The 14,760-nt window shown below is 64.0% G+C and carries 15 protein-coding genes and 1 pseudogene; 5 read left to right on the top strand and 11 right to left on the bottom strand.

From position 1 onward, the window contains the following. Nucleotides 1-15: 15 nt before the first annotated feature. Nucleotides 16-885: a polysaccharide deacetylase family protein gene (locus tag NKH49_RS22345; protein WP_352503161.1), complete on the top strand. Its 870-nt coding sequence runs from the start codon at nucleotides 16-18 to the stop codon at nucleotides 883-885. A 12-nt stretch (nucleotides 886-897) separates the two neighbouring features. On the opposite strand, the gene NKH49_RS22340 is transcribed toward NKH49_RS22345, so the two are convergent. The 6 genes and pseudogenes from NKH49_RS22340 to NKH49_RS22315 all read right to left on the bottom strand — a co-directional run bounded on the left by NKH49_RS22340 (nucleotide 898) and on the right by NKH49_RS22315 (nucleotide 6,144). Then, nucleotides 898-1,467, bottom strand: coding sequence for a hypothetical protein (locus NKH49_RS22340; protein WP_352927924.1), 570 nt, complete (start codon nucleotides 1,465-1,467; stop codon nucleotides 898-900). 217 nt (nucleotides 1,468-1,684) lie between these two features. Beyond that, nucleotides 1,685-1,957, bottom strand: a pseudogene (locus tag NKH49_RS22335) (Gfo/Idh/MocA family protein); the annotation flags it as partial. A 68-nt stretch (nucleotides 1,958-2,025) separates the two neighbouring features. Continuing rightward, nucleotides 2,026-2,838 (bottom strand): ATP-binding cassette domain-containing protein, encoded by an 813-nt coding sequence (locus tag NKH49_RS22330; protein WP_023675815.1) that lies wholly within the window; start codon nucleotides 2,836-2,838, stop codon nucleotides 2,026-2,028. 32 nt (nucleotides 2,839-2,870) lie between these two features. Continuing rightward, nucleotides 2,871-3,986, bottom strand: coding sequence for an ABC transporter permease (locus NKH49_RS22325; RefSeq protein ID WP_352927921.1), 1,116 nt, complete (start codon nucleotides 3,984-3,986; stop codon nucleotides 2,871-2,873). 147 nt (nucleotides 3,987-4,133) lie between these two features. Further along, a complete protein-coding gene (locus tag NKH49_RS22320) occupies nucleotides 4,134-5,102 on the bottom strand; it encodes a rhizopine catabolism ABC transporter substrate-binding protein (protein WP_023675817.1) in 969 nt (322 codons plus the stop codon). Between the two features lie 67 nt (nucleotides 5,103-5,169). Next, nucleotides 5,170-6,144 carry a polysaccharide deacetylase family protein gene (locus NKH49_RS22315; protein WP_352927871.1) on the bottom strand — a complete coding sequence of 325 codons (975 nt, stop codon included), beginning with the start codon at nucleotides 6,142-6,144 and terminating at the stop codon, nucleotides 5,170-5,172. A 362-nt stretch (nucleotides 6,145-6,506) separates the two neighbouring features. Here NKH49_RS22315 and NKH49_RS22310 point away from each other — a divergent pair, with 362 nt between their 5' ends. Both NKH49_RS22310 and NKH49_RS22305 read left to right on the top strand, forming a co-directional pair. Continuing rightward, on the top strand, nucleotides 6,507-7,751 hold the full coding sequence (locus NKH49_RS22310) for a DegT/DnrJ/EryC1/StrS family aminotransferase (RefSeq protein WP_352927868.1): 1,245 nt from the start codon (nucleotides 6,507-6,509) through the stop codon (nucleotides 7,749-7,751). Nucleotides 7,752-7,920: 169 nt separating this feature from the next. Then, nucleotides 7,921-8,364, top strand: a complete 444-nt coding sequence (locus tag NKH49_RS22305; RefSeq protein ID WP_352465254.1) for an SRPBCC family protein — start codon at nucleotides 7,921-7,923, stop codon at nucleotides 8,362-8,364. A gap of 31 nt (nucleotides 8,365-8,395) precedes the next feature. On the opposite strand, the gene NKH49_RS22300 is transcribed toward NKH49_RS22305, so the two are convergent. The 5 genes from NKH49_RS22300 to NKH49_RS22280 form a co-directional block, all read right to left on the bottom strand. Beyond that, nucleotides 8,396-8,761: a GFA family protein gene (locus tag NKH49_RS22300; RefSeq protein WP_352927865.1), complete on the bottom strand. Its 366-nt coding sequence runs from the start codon at nucleotides 8,759-8,761 to the stop codon at nucleotides 8,396-8,398. A 193-nt stretch (nucleotides 8,762-8,954) separates the two neighbouring features. Next, complete coding sequence (gene mocR, locus NKH49_RS22295) at nucleotides 8,955-10,421, bottom strand: rhizopine catabolism transcriptional regulator MocR (protein ID WP_352740684.1); 1,467 nt, start codon at nucleotides 10,419-10,421, stop codon at nucleotides 8,955-8,957. Between the two features lie 4 nt (nucleotides 10,422-10,425). After that, nucleotides 10,426-10,632 (bottom strand): LacI family DNA-binding transcriptional regulator, encoded by a 207-nt coding sequence (locus tag NKH49_RS22290; protein ID WP_352453276.1) that lies wholly within the window; start codon nucleotides 10,630-10,632, stop codon nucleotides 10,426-10,428. A gap of 200 nt (nucleotides 10,633-10,832) precedes the next feature. Then, on the bottom strand, nucleotides 10,833-11,744 hold the full coding sequence (gene iolE / locus NKH49_RS22285) for a myo-inosose-2 dehydratase (protein WP_352740682.1): 912 nt from the start codon (nucleotides 11,742-11,744) through the stop codon (nucleotides 10,833-10,835). A 119-nt stretch (nucleotides 11,745-11,863) separates the two neighbouring features. Next, nucleotides 11,864-12,151, bottom strand: coding sequence for a DUF3175 domain-containing protein (locus tag NKH49_RS22280; protein WP_023675825.1), 288 nt, complete (start codon nucleotides 12,149-12,151; stop codon nucleotides 11,864-11,866). Between the two features lie 174 nt (nucleotides 12,152-12,325). On the opposite strand from NKH49_RS22280, the gene NKH49_RS22275 reads away from it, so the two are divergent. Next, nucleotides 12,326-13,558 carry an MFS transporter gene (locus NKH49_RS22275; protein WP_352491068.1) on the top strand — a complete coding sequence of 411 codons (1,233 nt, stop codon included), beginning with the start codon at nucleotides 12,326-12,328 and terminating at the stop codon, nucleotides 13,556-13,558. A 169-nt stretch (nucleotides 13,559-13,727) separates the two neighbouring features. Next, nucleotides 13,728-14,759, top strand: coding sequence for an HTH-type transcriptional regulator GntR (gntR, locus tag NKH49_RS22270; protein WP_352491069.1), 1,032 nt, complete (start codon nucleotides 13,728-13,730; stop codon nucleotides 14,757-14,759). The last annotated feature ends 1 nt before the right edge of the window (nucleotide 14,760 follow it).

The following is a 14,760-nucleotide window of genomic DNA, read 5'->3' as shown; positions in this document are numbered from 1 at the left end:
GTTCAGGAGCAGGAAATGACCGTAAAGACCGCAAGGAAGCGTGTCGTCATCCACGAGGACGACGTCGGCATGAGCCATGGCGCAAATGTCGCGTTTTTCGAACTGTCGAAGTTCGGCACATGCAGTTCCGGTTCGGTGATGGCGCCATGCCCGTGGTTCCCGGAAGCCGCTCAGATCGCCGTCGCCAATCCCGATTTCGACCTCGGCGTGCACTTGACGCTGACCAGCGAGCAGAAGCCGTATCGCTGGCGTCCGCTGACCAACCCGCCCAAATCGGCTGCGATGACTGACGAGTTCGGCTATTTCTGGCCGACCGTACCGCAGGCGCGCAAAGCCCATCCCGATGCGGTGGAAGCGGAACTGCGTGCGCAGATCGAATGCGCCATCGCTGCCGGCATCGACATCACCCATCTCGACGCTCACATGGGCACGGCGCAGATGCCGGAATTCATCGCCATCTATCGCAAGCTCGGCCGGGAATACCGGCTGCCGGCGCTGCTGGTGAAGGACCTGTCGGGCTACAACCCGGCGAGCTATGCCGGTGAGCTGGACATTGCCCGCTACGATGCCGAAATCGTAAAGGCGCAAGCGGCAGGCGAACCGGTGTTCGACATCGTTCTGGAAACGCCCTGGGCGCGCAAGACGGATGCGCAGACGGCCTACCACGCGATGTTTGCCAGAATCCCGGAGGGGTTGAGTTTCCTGTCGCTGCATTTCAACACGGTAGGCGATTTCGAGGCGATCAATCCTCCGGATGCCCATCTGCGGACCGAGGAATACGCGTTGTTCAAGACGGCGCGCGTCAAGGCGTGGATCAGCGAGTTCGACATCGAAGTGATCGGCATGCGCGGCATGCGTGATGAACTGCGCGCCGCCAAGATCTGAAAGCCGACGATCTTATGAGGCCAGATGCCGCCGGGTCAGCCCGATCAGCAGCGCCTGGTCGCGGGCGGCGTGTTCGGGTGGGTTGACGACGGCATCGCCATTGACGATCGCTGCCCAGAAGCCACGCATCTCCTCGACGAAGGCTTCGGCGTAGCCGGCCCGCAAATCACGCTTCGACAGCGTGTGACCGTCCGAGGTCGTCACCGTCAGCCGGGTCGGATGATGGTTGAGCCAGGGCGAGGGGAATTCGAGCTCGAGGCTGGCATCGTCGAAGAACAGCGTGATCCGCTCCTTGTAGTCGGCGAGCTTGGGCACGGTGAGATGCGTCATGGTCCACAGCGCCTGCCCGTCCAGCAACTTGACGGCGCCCTGGCCGCCGTCGCCATTGGCAAAGATCTGCGCGCCGACGACCTCGCCGTCCGGCACGCCGAGCGCATCGAGCAGGCCATGGACGGCGTTGACGTCGTGAATCAAGGCCGAGCTGTAAGCGCCGGTAAATCCACGGAAAGCGAGATCGGTCAGATGCACGCCGACGGCCTCTTCGACCTGGCGCTTCTGCTTTGCGGCGACAGTGGCGACCATGTCTTGTGGGATATCGGTACCGCGCCTGTAGGGCTGATGGGCAATGAACGGCCAGGCGTCGGGATCGTTTACCTCCCACCGAGACCGCGCGCAGCGTGCTCGATGTTCCAGGCAGCGAAGCGAGCGCCAGCCGGTAATTCGGATCAAAGCGCTTCATATAGCCGACCTGAACGATTTTCCTGGCGGCATCGCGCGCGGCGATGATCCCGGCGATTTCCGCCAGCGGATAGCAGAGTGGTTTTTCGCAAAAGACGTGCAGGCCAACCGCCAGCGCCGCCAGCACCTGTTCGTGATGCAGCGGGTCCGGCGAGCCGATCACCACCGCGTCGAGGCGTTGGTCGAAGAGCTGGTCGATTGTTTCGAAATTGGCAATGCCATGGGTGTCGGTGACGAACTGCCGCGAAATCCTGGAGGGATCGGCGACCCCGACCAGCTCGAACAATTCACCGAGGCGCAGCAGATTGGGGATATGCTCGACCTGCGAGATCATGCCGGCGCCGACGACCCCGACGCGTATCCTGCTCATTGGATCATTCCCCGCAATGTCCGATTGTCAGCTCAAGGCGCCGCAGGCGGCCGGTTGCCGATCTGGGCGAGCAGGCCGGCAATCTCCGCCTCGACCGCTTTCAGATCCTCGCCGCCCGACATGATCGAGATGACCTCGTCGCGCGAAATCTCGGACTTGGCGTAGGTGCCGCGATTGCGGCCGCGGTTGAGCAGCGTGAAGGTGTCGCCGACCGGATAGGCATGGTGGATGTTATGGCTGATGAAGATCACGGCCAAACCCCGCATGCGTGCTTCGATGATGAACTTCAGCACCATCGCCGCCTGGTGGACGCCGAGCGCGGAAGTCGGCTCGTCGAGGATCAGCACGCGCGCGCCAAAATGCACGGCGCGGGCGATCGCCACCGACTGGCGCTCGCCGCCCGACAGCGTGCCGACGGCCTGCGTCGGATCGCGCACGTCAATGCCGATATCGGCCATCGCCTGCCTGGCAATGGTGTTGGCGCGCTCCTTGTCGATGCGCGAGAAGGGCAGGCTGCTTTTGGTCGGCTCGCGGCCGAGGAAGAAGTTGCGGGTGATCGACATCAGCGAGATCATGCCGAGGTCCTGGAACACCGTTGCCACGCCGAGCTCCTGCGCGTCGCGCGGGCTGCGGAAGGTGACCGGCTTGCCGTCGACCAGGATTTCGCCCTTGCTCGGCCGATAGACGCCGGACAGGACCTTGATCAGCGTCGACTTGCCGGCGCCGTTGTCGCCGAGCAGGCAGTGGACCTCGCCCGGATAGACCTTGATGTCGATGTCCTGGAGGGCGCGCACCGAGCCGAAATTGACGCTGACGCCGCGCAGTTCCATTGCCGGTTCGGTCATTTGGGCCGGTTCGGTCATTTGGGCCCTCTCGGTCATTTGCCACCTCCGCGGCCGAGCGCCTTCAGCCTGATGTAGTTGTTGACCAGCACGGCCATCAGGATGACGATGCCGAGGAAGACCTTGAACCAGTCGGTGTCGATGCCGGTGTAGAAGATGCCCATCTGCACCAGCCCGAAGATCAGCGCGCCGAACAGCACGCCATAGACGGTGCCGTAGCCGCCGGTGAGGAGCACGCCGCCGATGACGGCGGCGATGATCGCCTCGAATTCCTTGAGCAGGCCGCGCGTGGTGTCGGCGGAGCCCGCCTCCATCACCTGGATGGTGGCAAGCAGCGTCGCCGCGCAGGCGGTGTAGACGAACAGGCTGATCTTGACGCGATCGACCGGCACGCCGACGTTGCGGGCTGCGATCAGATCGCCGCCGGTGGCGAAGATCCAGTTGCCGTATTTCGTCTGGGTGAGCACGTAGCCGGCCAGCGCCGTCAGGCCGAGCCACCAGACGATCGACATCGGAATGCCGGCGACGAATGGTATGCCGTCGCTGCGGGTGGCGATCCAGCCTTGCGCGCCCATCCAGTGGAACAGGCCGGTGAGCAGATGGCCGTTGAAAATGCCGGCCGTCGCCGGGTCCGGCGCGCCTTCGAGGATGTAGGGGATCTGCGTGCGGCCGGTGACGGCGCGGGTGATGCCGATCGACAGTCCGCGCAGGATATAGAGGGTGGCGAGCGTGACGATGAAGGAGGGCAGGCGCGTCTTCACCACGATCAGGCCGTTGAGATAGCCGGTGAGGATGGCAACGACGAAGGCACAGGCGATGCCGCCCCATAGCGGCAGGCCCCAGTACTTCACCGTCAGCCCGATGACGACACCGGCAAAGCCGACCATGGAGCCGACCGAAAGATCGAACTCGCCGGCGATGATGAGGAGTGCTGCCGCGGTGGCGACGATGCCGAGCTCCGCCGACAGCGTCAGGAATGTCATCGATCCCTGCAGCGAATAGAGGTTTGCCGCGCCCGGCAGCAGCGCAAAGATGATGATCGTCGCAAGCAGCCCGCCGGCGGCACCGGCTTCCGGCCGGCGCAGCCACTGGGTCAGCTTGCCGGTGCTGGCCAGCCGCTCGTCGGCGCCGGCGGCCCGCTTCGACGTCATGCCGAAGCGGTCGGTCGCCTTCAGTTCGCCCGGAGATATAGCCTTGTCTTCCACGACCGCCATTAGGCTCTCCAATCGCTCAAATCGCAATCTTCGAAGGAACGGGAGAGCGCTTGGCGCATTCTCCCGTTCCGTCGGAGCGCTTGCCTAGCGGATGCCCTCTTTGGCGAGCGCCAGGATCGCCTTGGCTTTTTCCGGCGAGTCTATGAACAGCGGTCCGGTATAGGCGTTGTTCTGCGGCCAGAAGCCGTGCGTCGCTTGCTCGACCAGATAGATCACCGGCAGATAGCCCATCAGATATTGCTGGGCGTCCATGCCGAAGCCCATTTCGCCGGCCACGACCGAATCGAGGACCTCCGGGCTGATGTCGAATGTGTAGAGCTTGAGCTTGCCGAACAGTTCCTTGTCGCGAAACATCGGGATCAGCGGGTTGGCGGCGGTGGCGCCGAGCGCAAAGACGGCCTGCGTGTCGGGATGCGCCGACAGATAGGCTTCGGTGCGGCGCTGGATGTCTGCGGGATCCGGCGCCACGGCCAGAACCTCGGTGCCGCCGCCGGAGGGCTTCAGCCCGTCATTGAGGCCCTGGCAGCGCTGGTCGAGGCTGACATTGCCGACCTCGTGGTTGATACAGACGACCTTGAGCGTGCCTTCCTTGGCCAGCCGCTCGCCGGCCTTCTTGCCGGAATCATATTCGGAAACGGTGCCGACATAGAGCGTCGTGCCGAGCTCGGCGCCTTCCTTTTCGCCGGAATCCAGAACCACCATGGGAATATTGGCGGCAAGCCCGGATTTGACCGATTTGCCGAGCGCATTGGCGTCGGCGATGGAGACGGCGATACCGTCCGGCTTGGTGGCGATAGCGGCGTCGAGAAGCCGGGCCTGCTCGACCACGTCGAAGACCTGCGGCGCGTAATATTCGACCTTGGCACCGGTAAGGGCGGCCGCGTCATCGACGCCGCGCTTGACCACCGACCAATAGGGATCGGACGCCGACCCATGCACTACGAAGGTGATGCGGACGTCCTTCGGATCCTTCAGGCCCGCGGCATGCGCGATACCCGTCATCAGGCCCGCCGAAACGAAGGCGCCCAATGCCACTTTCAGAAGCGTTTTCATCTTATTCTCCCATTTGTCGTTGCAGTTCCAATCCCTCTGGCGCCGTTTTCCGGCCGCGACGATCGGCTCACGTTGCGGATCGGGTGGCCGCTTTGCGGGCCTTTGCCGACGCCGATCGCTGTTCGTCCGCGGTGTTGCCGCGGGCTGTTGTTGATGATCGCCCCGCCGAGAGCGCTGCGCGAAGCTCCTCGCGCAACGGCTTCATGCCGATGACGTCGATCGGCTGTGCGGCGAGCCAGTCGCGAAAGCCCTGGTCGCGGAACAGCTCGTACTCTTCGGTGCGGATATAGGCGGAGCGCGGCTCGATCAGCTCGAGTTCACCGGGCGCGTTGCAATGCAGGCAAAAGAAGGTCAGGCCGTCGCGCACACCGTCGATGAGCGCTTTGTAAGCCGGCTCGATCGGCCTGGAGCGCGGCCGGCCCCAGGTCGTCTGGATGGCGGCGTCGAAAATGGCAAAGCCGCCGGCACGGGCCAGCGCCACGCCGCGCTGGAACGCCTCCTCGGTGACGCCGACCAGATTGTCGTTGGGGGAATAGGCGGACAGCGTCTTGGTCAGCAGCACCGGCAGCTGATATTCGAGCCCGAGCTTGATGTAGATGTTGCAGAATTCCGGCGACAATGCCGCTCCCATATGCGCGTCGAGATGGGTGACGTCGATGCCGGCGCGATAGGCGGTGTCGATCTGGGCGCGAAGCTCGGCCTCGACCGCCTGCGGCACCGCCTTGCGGCGCGTGGTCGCCACATCCGGCCACAAGAAGCCGAACTCGTCGGTCAAGCCGGCCGCCCGCGACGGCGCGGTCAACGGCCGCCATTTGTAGTGCTGCTTCTCGCTGTTCAGCGTAAGGTGGACGCCGAGGTCGAGGCCAGGGTTGGCGGCGGCGCTTTCGGCCATTTCGAGGAACCACGGGCACGGCACCATCACCGCGCCGGAACTGCAGACACCCAGCCCGCTCAATTCGAGGAAGGCGCTGTTGGCGCCGTGGCACATGCCGACATCGTCCTCGTGGAGTACGATCCGTTTGCTGGAGCCGGCGGCGTTCACGAACGGCCGCCTTTCCGCCGGCACGCCGGTTTCCAGGGTCTTCCAAAGTGTGTCCCGTATTTCATGGAACCAACCGTTTGCCCAACTGGCCGGAATGGAACGCCGAAACCTGCCTTTCCGACAGGGCCACTTTGGCGAATTCGGATGGGTACGATTTGCCTGCCGGCTGAGACACTTAGCTGCCGATTTCCCCAATCACGGTTCAAAACCAGTCATAGGAACCGTCTTCCGGGCGCAGATGGCTTGGTCGAATAGCGGCGGAGTGGTTCTTTCAAACCGTGCCGACAAGCCTACAGCTGTCCACACCATCAAGCGACCACATTATCAAGTGACCCACATTATCAAGTGACTGGAGGCCTGTCATGTACACCGCCGGCGAAGAGGAAATCGAAGCCATTGCCAGGGTGATCCGCTCGGGCGCGCTGTTTCGTTACGGCAAGGACAGCGAATGCGACCGCTTTGAGGCCCGCTATGCGCAGCATCTTGGCGTCGAGCATTTCGCGCTGGCCGCCAGCGGCACCTATGGGCTCGCCGCCGGCCTGATCGGCCTCGGCATCGGCCCGGGGGACGAAGTGCTGGTGCCGGCGCACACCTATATGGCGACAGCGACCGCGGTGCTGTCGGTCGGGGCCATTCCCGTCATCGTTGACATCGACGAGAGCCTGACCATCGATCCCATCGCCCTGCGCGATGCCATCGGGCCGCGCACCAGGGCGGTCATCCCGGTGCATATGTGGGGCGCGGCCTGCAACATGAATGCGATCATGGACATTGCTGCCAAGCGCGGCTTGCTGGTGCTGGAGGATGTCTGCCAAGGCATCGGCGGCGGCTATGAGGGCCGCAAGCTCGGCTCGATCGGCCATGCCGGCGCCTATTCCTTCAACTACTTCAAGAACATGACCTCGGGCGAGGGCGGCGGTATCGCCACCAGCGACCCGAAAGTGGCGGAGCGGGCGCGCTGCGCCATCGACCCTTGCCATTTCTACTGGCAGGGCAGAAGCGACAGCATCAAACCCTTCGCCGGCATCGGCGCGCGTGCTTCCGAACTGATGGGGGCGATGCTCAACGTCCAACTCGACCGGCTGGACGGCATCATCGAGGCGATGCGGGTCGAGAAGAAGACGGTGCTGGCCGGTACCCGCCACCTTAGCAATCTTGGGCTGACGCCGTCGCCGATGAACAGCGCGGACGACGATTGTGCCGCACAGGTGATGTACCTGCTGCCGAGCGAGCAGGCGGCGCAGACTTTTTCGAAGACCATTCCGAGCGTCGTTGCCGGCAAGACCGGCCGTCACAATTTCACCCAGTGGGACCAGGTGCTGATGCATGAAGGCGCGCATCATCCGGCGCTCAATCCTTACGCACTGCCCGAGAACCAGGGCCTGCGGCTGGATTATTCCGACGACCTCGGCAAGCGCTCTCTCGACATCCTCAACCGCACCGTGATGGTCGCCATGAACCCGGCGCACAGCGATATCGACATTCAGGACATGATCCACAACATCGACGCGGCGGCGAGGGTGGCGCTGGAGAATGCTTCGCTCGATGATATCGAATTGCGCAAGGCGGCACCGGTTGATCTGCAGAAGTTCGACAGTGTGAACTAGACCAGATCCGGCGCGGTTTGCTACCCTGCGGTCGAGTTCCTTGCCCGGTGGCCGGCCGAGGATTCCGGCCGGCATAACCGGCCGCCAAAAAATCCGCAGGCCCGTGTCGGATAGGCCGGGCTCCGCTCGTCCTAGGGGGCATCGATCACCAACACGGAGGATTAACGATATGCCCGGCACCGTACGGCTGCACCGCGTTCTGACAACCAGCTCGGAGAAAGTCTACCGCGCGTTCCTTGAAGCGGATGCACTTGCGAAATGGCTTCCGCCGAACGGCTTCACCTGCACGGTTCATCACTTCGAGGCGAAAGTCGGCGGTGCGTTCAAAATGTCCTTCCGCAACTTCACCACCGGCGACAGCCACTCGTTCGGCGGCGAATATGTCGAGCTCGTGCCCAATGAGCGACTGCGTTACACCGACCGGTTCGACGACCCCAACCTGGCCGGCGAGATCGAGGTGACCGTGACATTGAAGAAAGTGTCGGTCGGCACCGAAGTGAATATCACGCAGGCAGGTATCCCAGACGCCATCCCGGTTGAGGCCTGCTATCTCGGCTGGCAGGAGTCGCTGCGAAATCTGGCGAAGCTCGTTGAACCCGAGATCAACCAGTAAGGTAAAGCGCTGCGCTGGCGGGTTGGCGTCGCTAACCGGAAACCCAGGGATGACGCCGGTCTTCCCACCCAACATGCGCCGGGGCCGGAAAGGCGGGATCGGCGAAGCAGCCGACCGCGACGGCGATCCATTCAGGCTTTCGCTCGGGCTCCCAGAAGACGCTCGAGCCGCAGCCCGGGCAGAAATGGAAAGTGACATGGTGGCCGCTCCGAGCTGATCGCCTGTAGGTACTGGCGTCGCCGTCGGCTTCTACCTTGTCGCGCGCAAAGAAGGCGGCGACGCCGTATGTGCTGCCGGTCCGTTTCTGGCAGTCGAGGCAGTGGCACTGTGCGACCAGCTGCGGCTCTCCGTTACAGGAGATCCTCAGTTGCCCGCAGGCACAGGATGCGGTTCTCATGGCAATCCTCATGGTTCAGATGAATGCGTTGCCCGCCAATACCGGCGGTGGGCATGCTTCTGGTTTTCGGGGAGGTTCGGCCTTGGGAAGCGCGCTTTGCGCGAACGCCGAAAACAAGGACCGACGCCCCATATTCCTAATCACTGCGGGCGACCGACTCAACCCCGCGGTGAACGAGATGGAGAGCCTGGCTCTAGCTTCTATCCAATCTTAGGAACGCGGCGCGCAACGCCAGAACGGCGCGCAGGATCTGACGTTCGTCCATCGCCGCATAGCCGAGCAGCAGGCCGTGCTCGGGCTCAGTGGAATGATAGTTGATGGAGATGCCCTGAACGTCGAGCCCCTCCTTGAGGGCGGCGGCGACCACGTCGCTGTCCTTATAGGGCCTGACGAAGCTCGCCAGCAGCTGCATGCCGGAATCGTTTTCCGTGACGATCAGCCATTCGGCCAGATGCTCCTGGCACAGCTTGACGAAGTTCGCCTGCCGGCGCGCGTAGAGCCGGCGCATGCGCTTGAGGTGCGTGGCGAAATAGCCCTGCATGATGAAGTCGTTGACCGTTGCCTGCAGGATCAGCGGCGCGAACTGGCCGGTGATGCTCACCGCCCGGTCGAACGGAACCGACAATTCGCGCGGCACGATCAGATAACCGATGCGCAGCGCCGGAATCAGCGTCTTGCCGAAGCTGCCGATATAGACGACGCGGTCGGCATGGTCGAGCCCGCGCAGCGCCGGCACCGGCCGGCCGCGGAACCGGTATTCGCCGTCATAGTCATCCTCGACGATCCAGGCGCCGTTGCGTTCGGCGATGTCGAGCAGTTGCAGCCGCTCCTCGATGCGCATGATGGTGCCGAACGGCCATTGGCAGGATGGCGTCACATAGATTAGCCGCGGCGGCGGCAGCTCCGGATCGGCAAGATGCCAGCCGCGCCGGTCGACCTTCAACGGTGCCAGCTTGGCGCCGCTGGCGAGAAAGGCGCTTTTGGCGCCGAGATAGCCGGGCTCTTCCATCCAGACATGGTCGCCTTCGTCCATCAGCACGCGCGAGACCAGATCGAGCGCTGCCTGCGCACCGGTGACGATGATCACCTGGTCGGCGGTGCAACTGATGCCGCGCGACAGGCCGATGGTCGAGGCAATGGCCTGGCGCAGGCCGGGGTGACCGGCAAAGGAGAGATAACCAAGCAGACTATCGTCGCGGCTGCGTGCATTGCGCACCAGAAGGCTTGACCAGATGGTGAACGGAAACGATGCCGTTTCAGGCACGCCGGGATGGAAATTGATGACGCCGGCATTACGCGGCGGTTGCGGGCCGTTGACGATGGTCTGACCGCGCCGCGACAGCTTTTGCGGCGCTGCCAGTCCGGCGCGCAGGGATGCCAAGGGGCGGTTCTGCTGGATCGGCGCCACCCAGGTGCCCGATCCGGCACGCGCCTCGATAAAACCTTCGGCAAGGAGCTGGTCATAGGCGGCGATGACCGTGTTGCGCCCGACCTTCAGATCTTCGGCCAGCGAGCGCGTCGACGGCAGCAGCGTGTTCTGCGGGATCTGGCCGTCAAGAATGAAGCGTCGCAAGGCGCCGTAGATCTGACGATGCATCGGTTCTTCCGAAGCGCGGTCGACCGACATGATGTCGAGGGAAAGGCGCATGTGGTCGGGCAAGGCACTATCCCCCGACGAACCGGGCGGCGCGGGCGATCTTTTCCTCGTTGAGCCGGCAGACGGTGTCGAGCACCAGCCGCCTGGTTTCGGGACGGATCTCGCGGCTGTTCTTCAGCGCGCGATGCACGGTGGCGGCGCCAAGTTCCGCCTTCTCGGCAATCTCGCGGATGGTGCAAAGCCGTTCCATGCCAAGCGCAGCTTCGAAAGCCATATCGCTCCTCCTCGGTTGCATCAAGGCACGGCTTCCGGTCGGCCTCAAGCTTGAAAGTCGGGGTTTGCAATCCAGAGCCGGGATTCTGCGATCCGCGCCGCGCAGGGAGCAAGGCGGCGCGGATCGCCGGGCGCTTTCGCGTCGCTAACCCCATCGCGGCGCGCGCTCATCGTGTCCCCCGGCTCGCAAATGCGGGCCGGTCAGTTTGCCTGCCGCGTCGCGACTTCGAAGCCGGCCTCGCGGGCGGTGGCGAGCAGCGAGAAATAGCCCTTGCTGGCATAGGTCAGCGGATGCGCCTTGGCCGGATCCTGCTCGGCCTCGACAACGAGCCAACCTTCATAGCCGCGCGCGGCGAGGGGCTTCAGCAATGACAGGAAATCGACCGAGCCGTCGCCGGGCACGGTAAAAATGCCGTCCATTACCGCCGCCATGAAGCTCATGTCCTCGCGGCGTGCCCGTTTCAGCATCGCCCTGCGAACATCCTTGCAATGGAAATGCACGATACGGTCGAGATGCCGTTGCAGCAGCGATTGCGGGTCGCCGCCCGAAAACAGGCAGTGGCCGGTATCGAACAAAAGGCCGACGCTTCGGCCCGTCGCCGCCATCAGCCTGTCGACTTCATCGTCCGTCTCGACGATGGTGCCCATGTGGTGGTGGAAGGCCATGCCGACCCCGAATGCGGCCATGCGGTCGGCGAGGGCGGTCAGTTTCTCGCCATAGGACGGCCAGTCCCTGTCGGCGAGGCGCGGACGCTCGGAGATCGGTGCGAAAATGCCGTCATGGCGACCGCGCGAGGTGTCGGCGTAGACGACGATCCTGGCGCCAAGGTCGCGCAACAGCTGAAGATGTGGGGTGATCGCCGCGAATTCCTCGTCGACCGTGCGGTCGAGAATGCGGCCATCATACCAGCCGGAGACGAGTTCCAGGCCATAGGAAGACAGGAGCGGCCCAAGCACTTCAGCCTGGCGCGGAAATTTGCCGCCGAGTTCGGTGCCGCGGTAGCCGGCCAGCGCCGTTTCCGACAGGCAGGTCTCCAAGGACGTATCCCCGCCAAGCGCCGGAACGTCGTCATTGCTCCAGGTGATGGGATTGATGCCGATCTTGACCGTCATGACGCCAGGCTTTTGCGGGCTTGGGAATACAAGCCGAGCCTGCAGACTGGCGACAAAGAGGCCCTGTCACTAGGTCCAGTTCAGCCGAATTTGGCAGAACCAATTAATGGAGACCGACCCTAATCTTCCTTTGGGCGGCCAAAAAGGGCGCGCAGCTCGTCTTTGGCGTCCTCCAGCACTTTCTTCTGCGCCGCCGGCAGGTTCTTGCCGGCGCGGTTGATGTAGAAATTCAGCATCGACATGGCGGATTGAAACGGCCCTGCCTTGCGTCGGTCGCTGTGCTCGGCCGACCGCTTCAAAGAGGCGGCGATCTTCTTGGGATCGTGGGATTCGAAGATGTGTTCCTCGAGGTCCAGCGCGTCGCTGTGCTCGGTGACGTCGGCGGACCATTTCCGTTGCGCGGTCATGGCAAACTCCTTCCACTAGGTCGTTGCCGGAAAACGCCTTATGGCGCACCCCTGTTCCACTTCGGCCCGAATCCCTGGAGCCACGGATTTGCCTGTCGTGGCGCTGCTCGGCGATGCGAATGCGCCGATAGTGGTCAGAACCGCCGATTCAAGAACTGCGGACAGGAAACGCTCTTGACCCCAATCGTCTCAAGCCAGGCAGGAAGTTCCGGCATCGACAGTGCCTATGCCTGGATACGGCTGGGCATCTCGATGCTGCTGGCAACGATCGGCGGGGTCGGCATGTGGGCGGTGGTCGTGGTGCTGCCTGCCGTGCAGGCAGAATTCGGCGTCGACCGCGCCGCTGCCTCGATGCCCTACACCGCGACCATGGTCGGCTTTGCCGCCGGTAATGTGCTGTTCGGCCGCGCCATCGACCGCATGGGGTATTGGATCCCGGCGCTGATTGCCGCGATTACACTTGGCGCCGGCTTCCTGCTGGCGTCGCTGACCAGTTCGATCCTGCAGTTCACCCTCGTCCAGGGCCTGTTGATCGGCGTTGGCTCGTCGGCGATCTTCGGGCCGCTGATCGCCGACATCTCGCACTGGTTCAACCGGCGCCGCGGCGTCGCGGTGACTGCTGCCGCATCAGGCAACTATCTCGCCGGAGCGATCTGGCCGACGGCGATGCCCTATGTCATGCAGGCGCAAGGCTGGCGCTTCACCTATGCCGCGATCGGCGCCGTCTGCCTGGTCACCATGGTGCCCTTGATCCTGCTGCTCCGGCGCGGCGCACCGCCCCAGGCGGCTCCGGGATCGCCGGGCAGCCGCGTGGTCCAGCCGATCTCCCTGTCGCCGGCGGCCTTGCAGGCGCTGCTCATCGTGGCCGGGCTCGGCTGCTGCGTGGCGATGTCGATGCCGCAAGTCCATATCGTCGCCTATTGCATGGATCTCGGCTACGGCGTGGCGCATGGCGCCGATATGCTGTCGATCATGCTGGCGGCGGGCGTCGTCAGCCGGCTAGGCTCGGGCTTCCTTGCCGATCGCATCGGCGGCGTGAAAACCCTGCTGATCGGTTCGGTGCTGCAATGCCTGTCGCTGTTGTTCTATATCCCGTTCGACGGGCTTGCCTCGCTCTATGTCGTCTCGCTGGTCTTCGGCCTGTCGCAGGGCGGCATCGTGCCCTGTTATGCGATCATCGTGCGCGAATATATGCCAGCCAAGGAGGCTGGCCAGCGCGTCGGCATCGTCATGATGGCGACCATCTTCGGCATGGCGATCGGCGGCTGGATGTCGGGCTGGATTTACGATCTGACCGGCTCCTATGCCGCCGCGTTCCTCAACGGCATTGCCTGGAACCTTCTGAATATTTTGGCCATGGTGCTTCTGCTGTGGAAGGCCCGGCGCAGCGCTGCTGTGGCGGCCTGAAGCACAGCGGTACGGATACAGTCTCTCCGCCGTCGCTTGACAATAGCCGAAGGCTGCGCGACGCCAGACAAGGTGTGGCAACGGGCCAGGTTGGCAAGGCAGCAGTGGCAAAGACCCTGAACATCGTCTCACGGTCGCGTCTGGGCGGTTGCCCGGCCTCGGGACCAGTATGGTGATCAAGCCGCGCACGCGCCGCGGCGGCGGCCGCCCGACCATCGCCGATGTCGCCCGCAAGGCCGGCGTCGGCGCCATTACCGTATCGCGCGCCCTGCGCGAGCCGGGGCGTGTCTCGGAAGATCTGCGCCGCCAGATCGAGTCGGCCGTGAACGAGCTCGGCTATGTGCCCGACCCGAATGCGCGGGCGCTGGCTTCGGCGCGCGCCGAGGTCTTTGGCGTTCTGGTGCCGTCGCTTACCAACAACGTCTTTGCCGAAGTGGTGCGCGGCATCTACGACAGCCTGTCGGACGGCCCTTTCCGGATCCAGCTTGGCAACACCCACTATTCCGGCCTCGAGGAAGAGCGGCTGCTGCAGGTGTTTGGCCCGCAACGCCCGGCGGCGCTGATCGTGGCCGGCATCGACCAGACGCCGGCCTCGCGAAAACTGCTGGAAACGGCGGGCTGTCCGGTGGTGCAGGTGATGGAAACCGGGCCCGATCCGGTCGACATGATGGTTGGTTTCTCACATTTCGAGGGCGGCAGGGCGGCTGCGGAACATCTGATCGAGGCAGGCTATCGCCGGATAGGCTTCATCGGCGCGCGCATGGATCCGCGTTCGCAGCGGCGCTTGGCCGGCTATCGCGCGGCGATGGAGGCGGCCGGCCTGTTCGATGCGCGGCTTACCACCACCACGCCGGTGCCCTCCAGCGTCACCCTCGGCCGCGAATTGTTCCGCGACGCGCTGGCCAAGGTGCCGAGCCTCGACGGCGTGTTCTGCAACAATGACGATATAGCACTCGGGGTGCTGTTCGAATGCCACCGCGCTTCGATCGCCGTACCGAAGACGATCGGCATCGTCGGCTTCAACGATCTCGACATGATGGAGGTGGCTTTTCCGTCGGTCACCAGCGTTCGGACGTATCGCTACGAGATCGGCCGGCGGGCGGTCGCCATGGCGCTTGCGGCGATCGAAGGCAACAGGCCGGAACAGCGGGTCGTCGACCTCGGCTTCGAACTCAAGCGGCGTGAAAGCACGGCGCGCTGAA

Origin of the sequence: Mesorhizobium sp. M1088, from assembly GCF_040318575.1 — a bacterium.
Lineage (GTDB): Bacteria > Pseudomonadota > Alphaproteobacteria > Rhizobiales > Rhizobiaceae > Mesorhizobium.
Note: the sequence above shows the minus strand (reverse complement) of the source record. Positions and strands in the feature narration are given on the sequence as shown.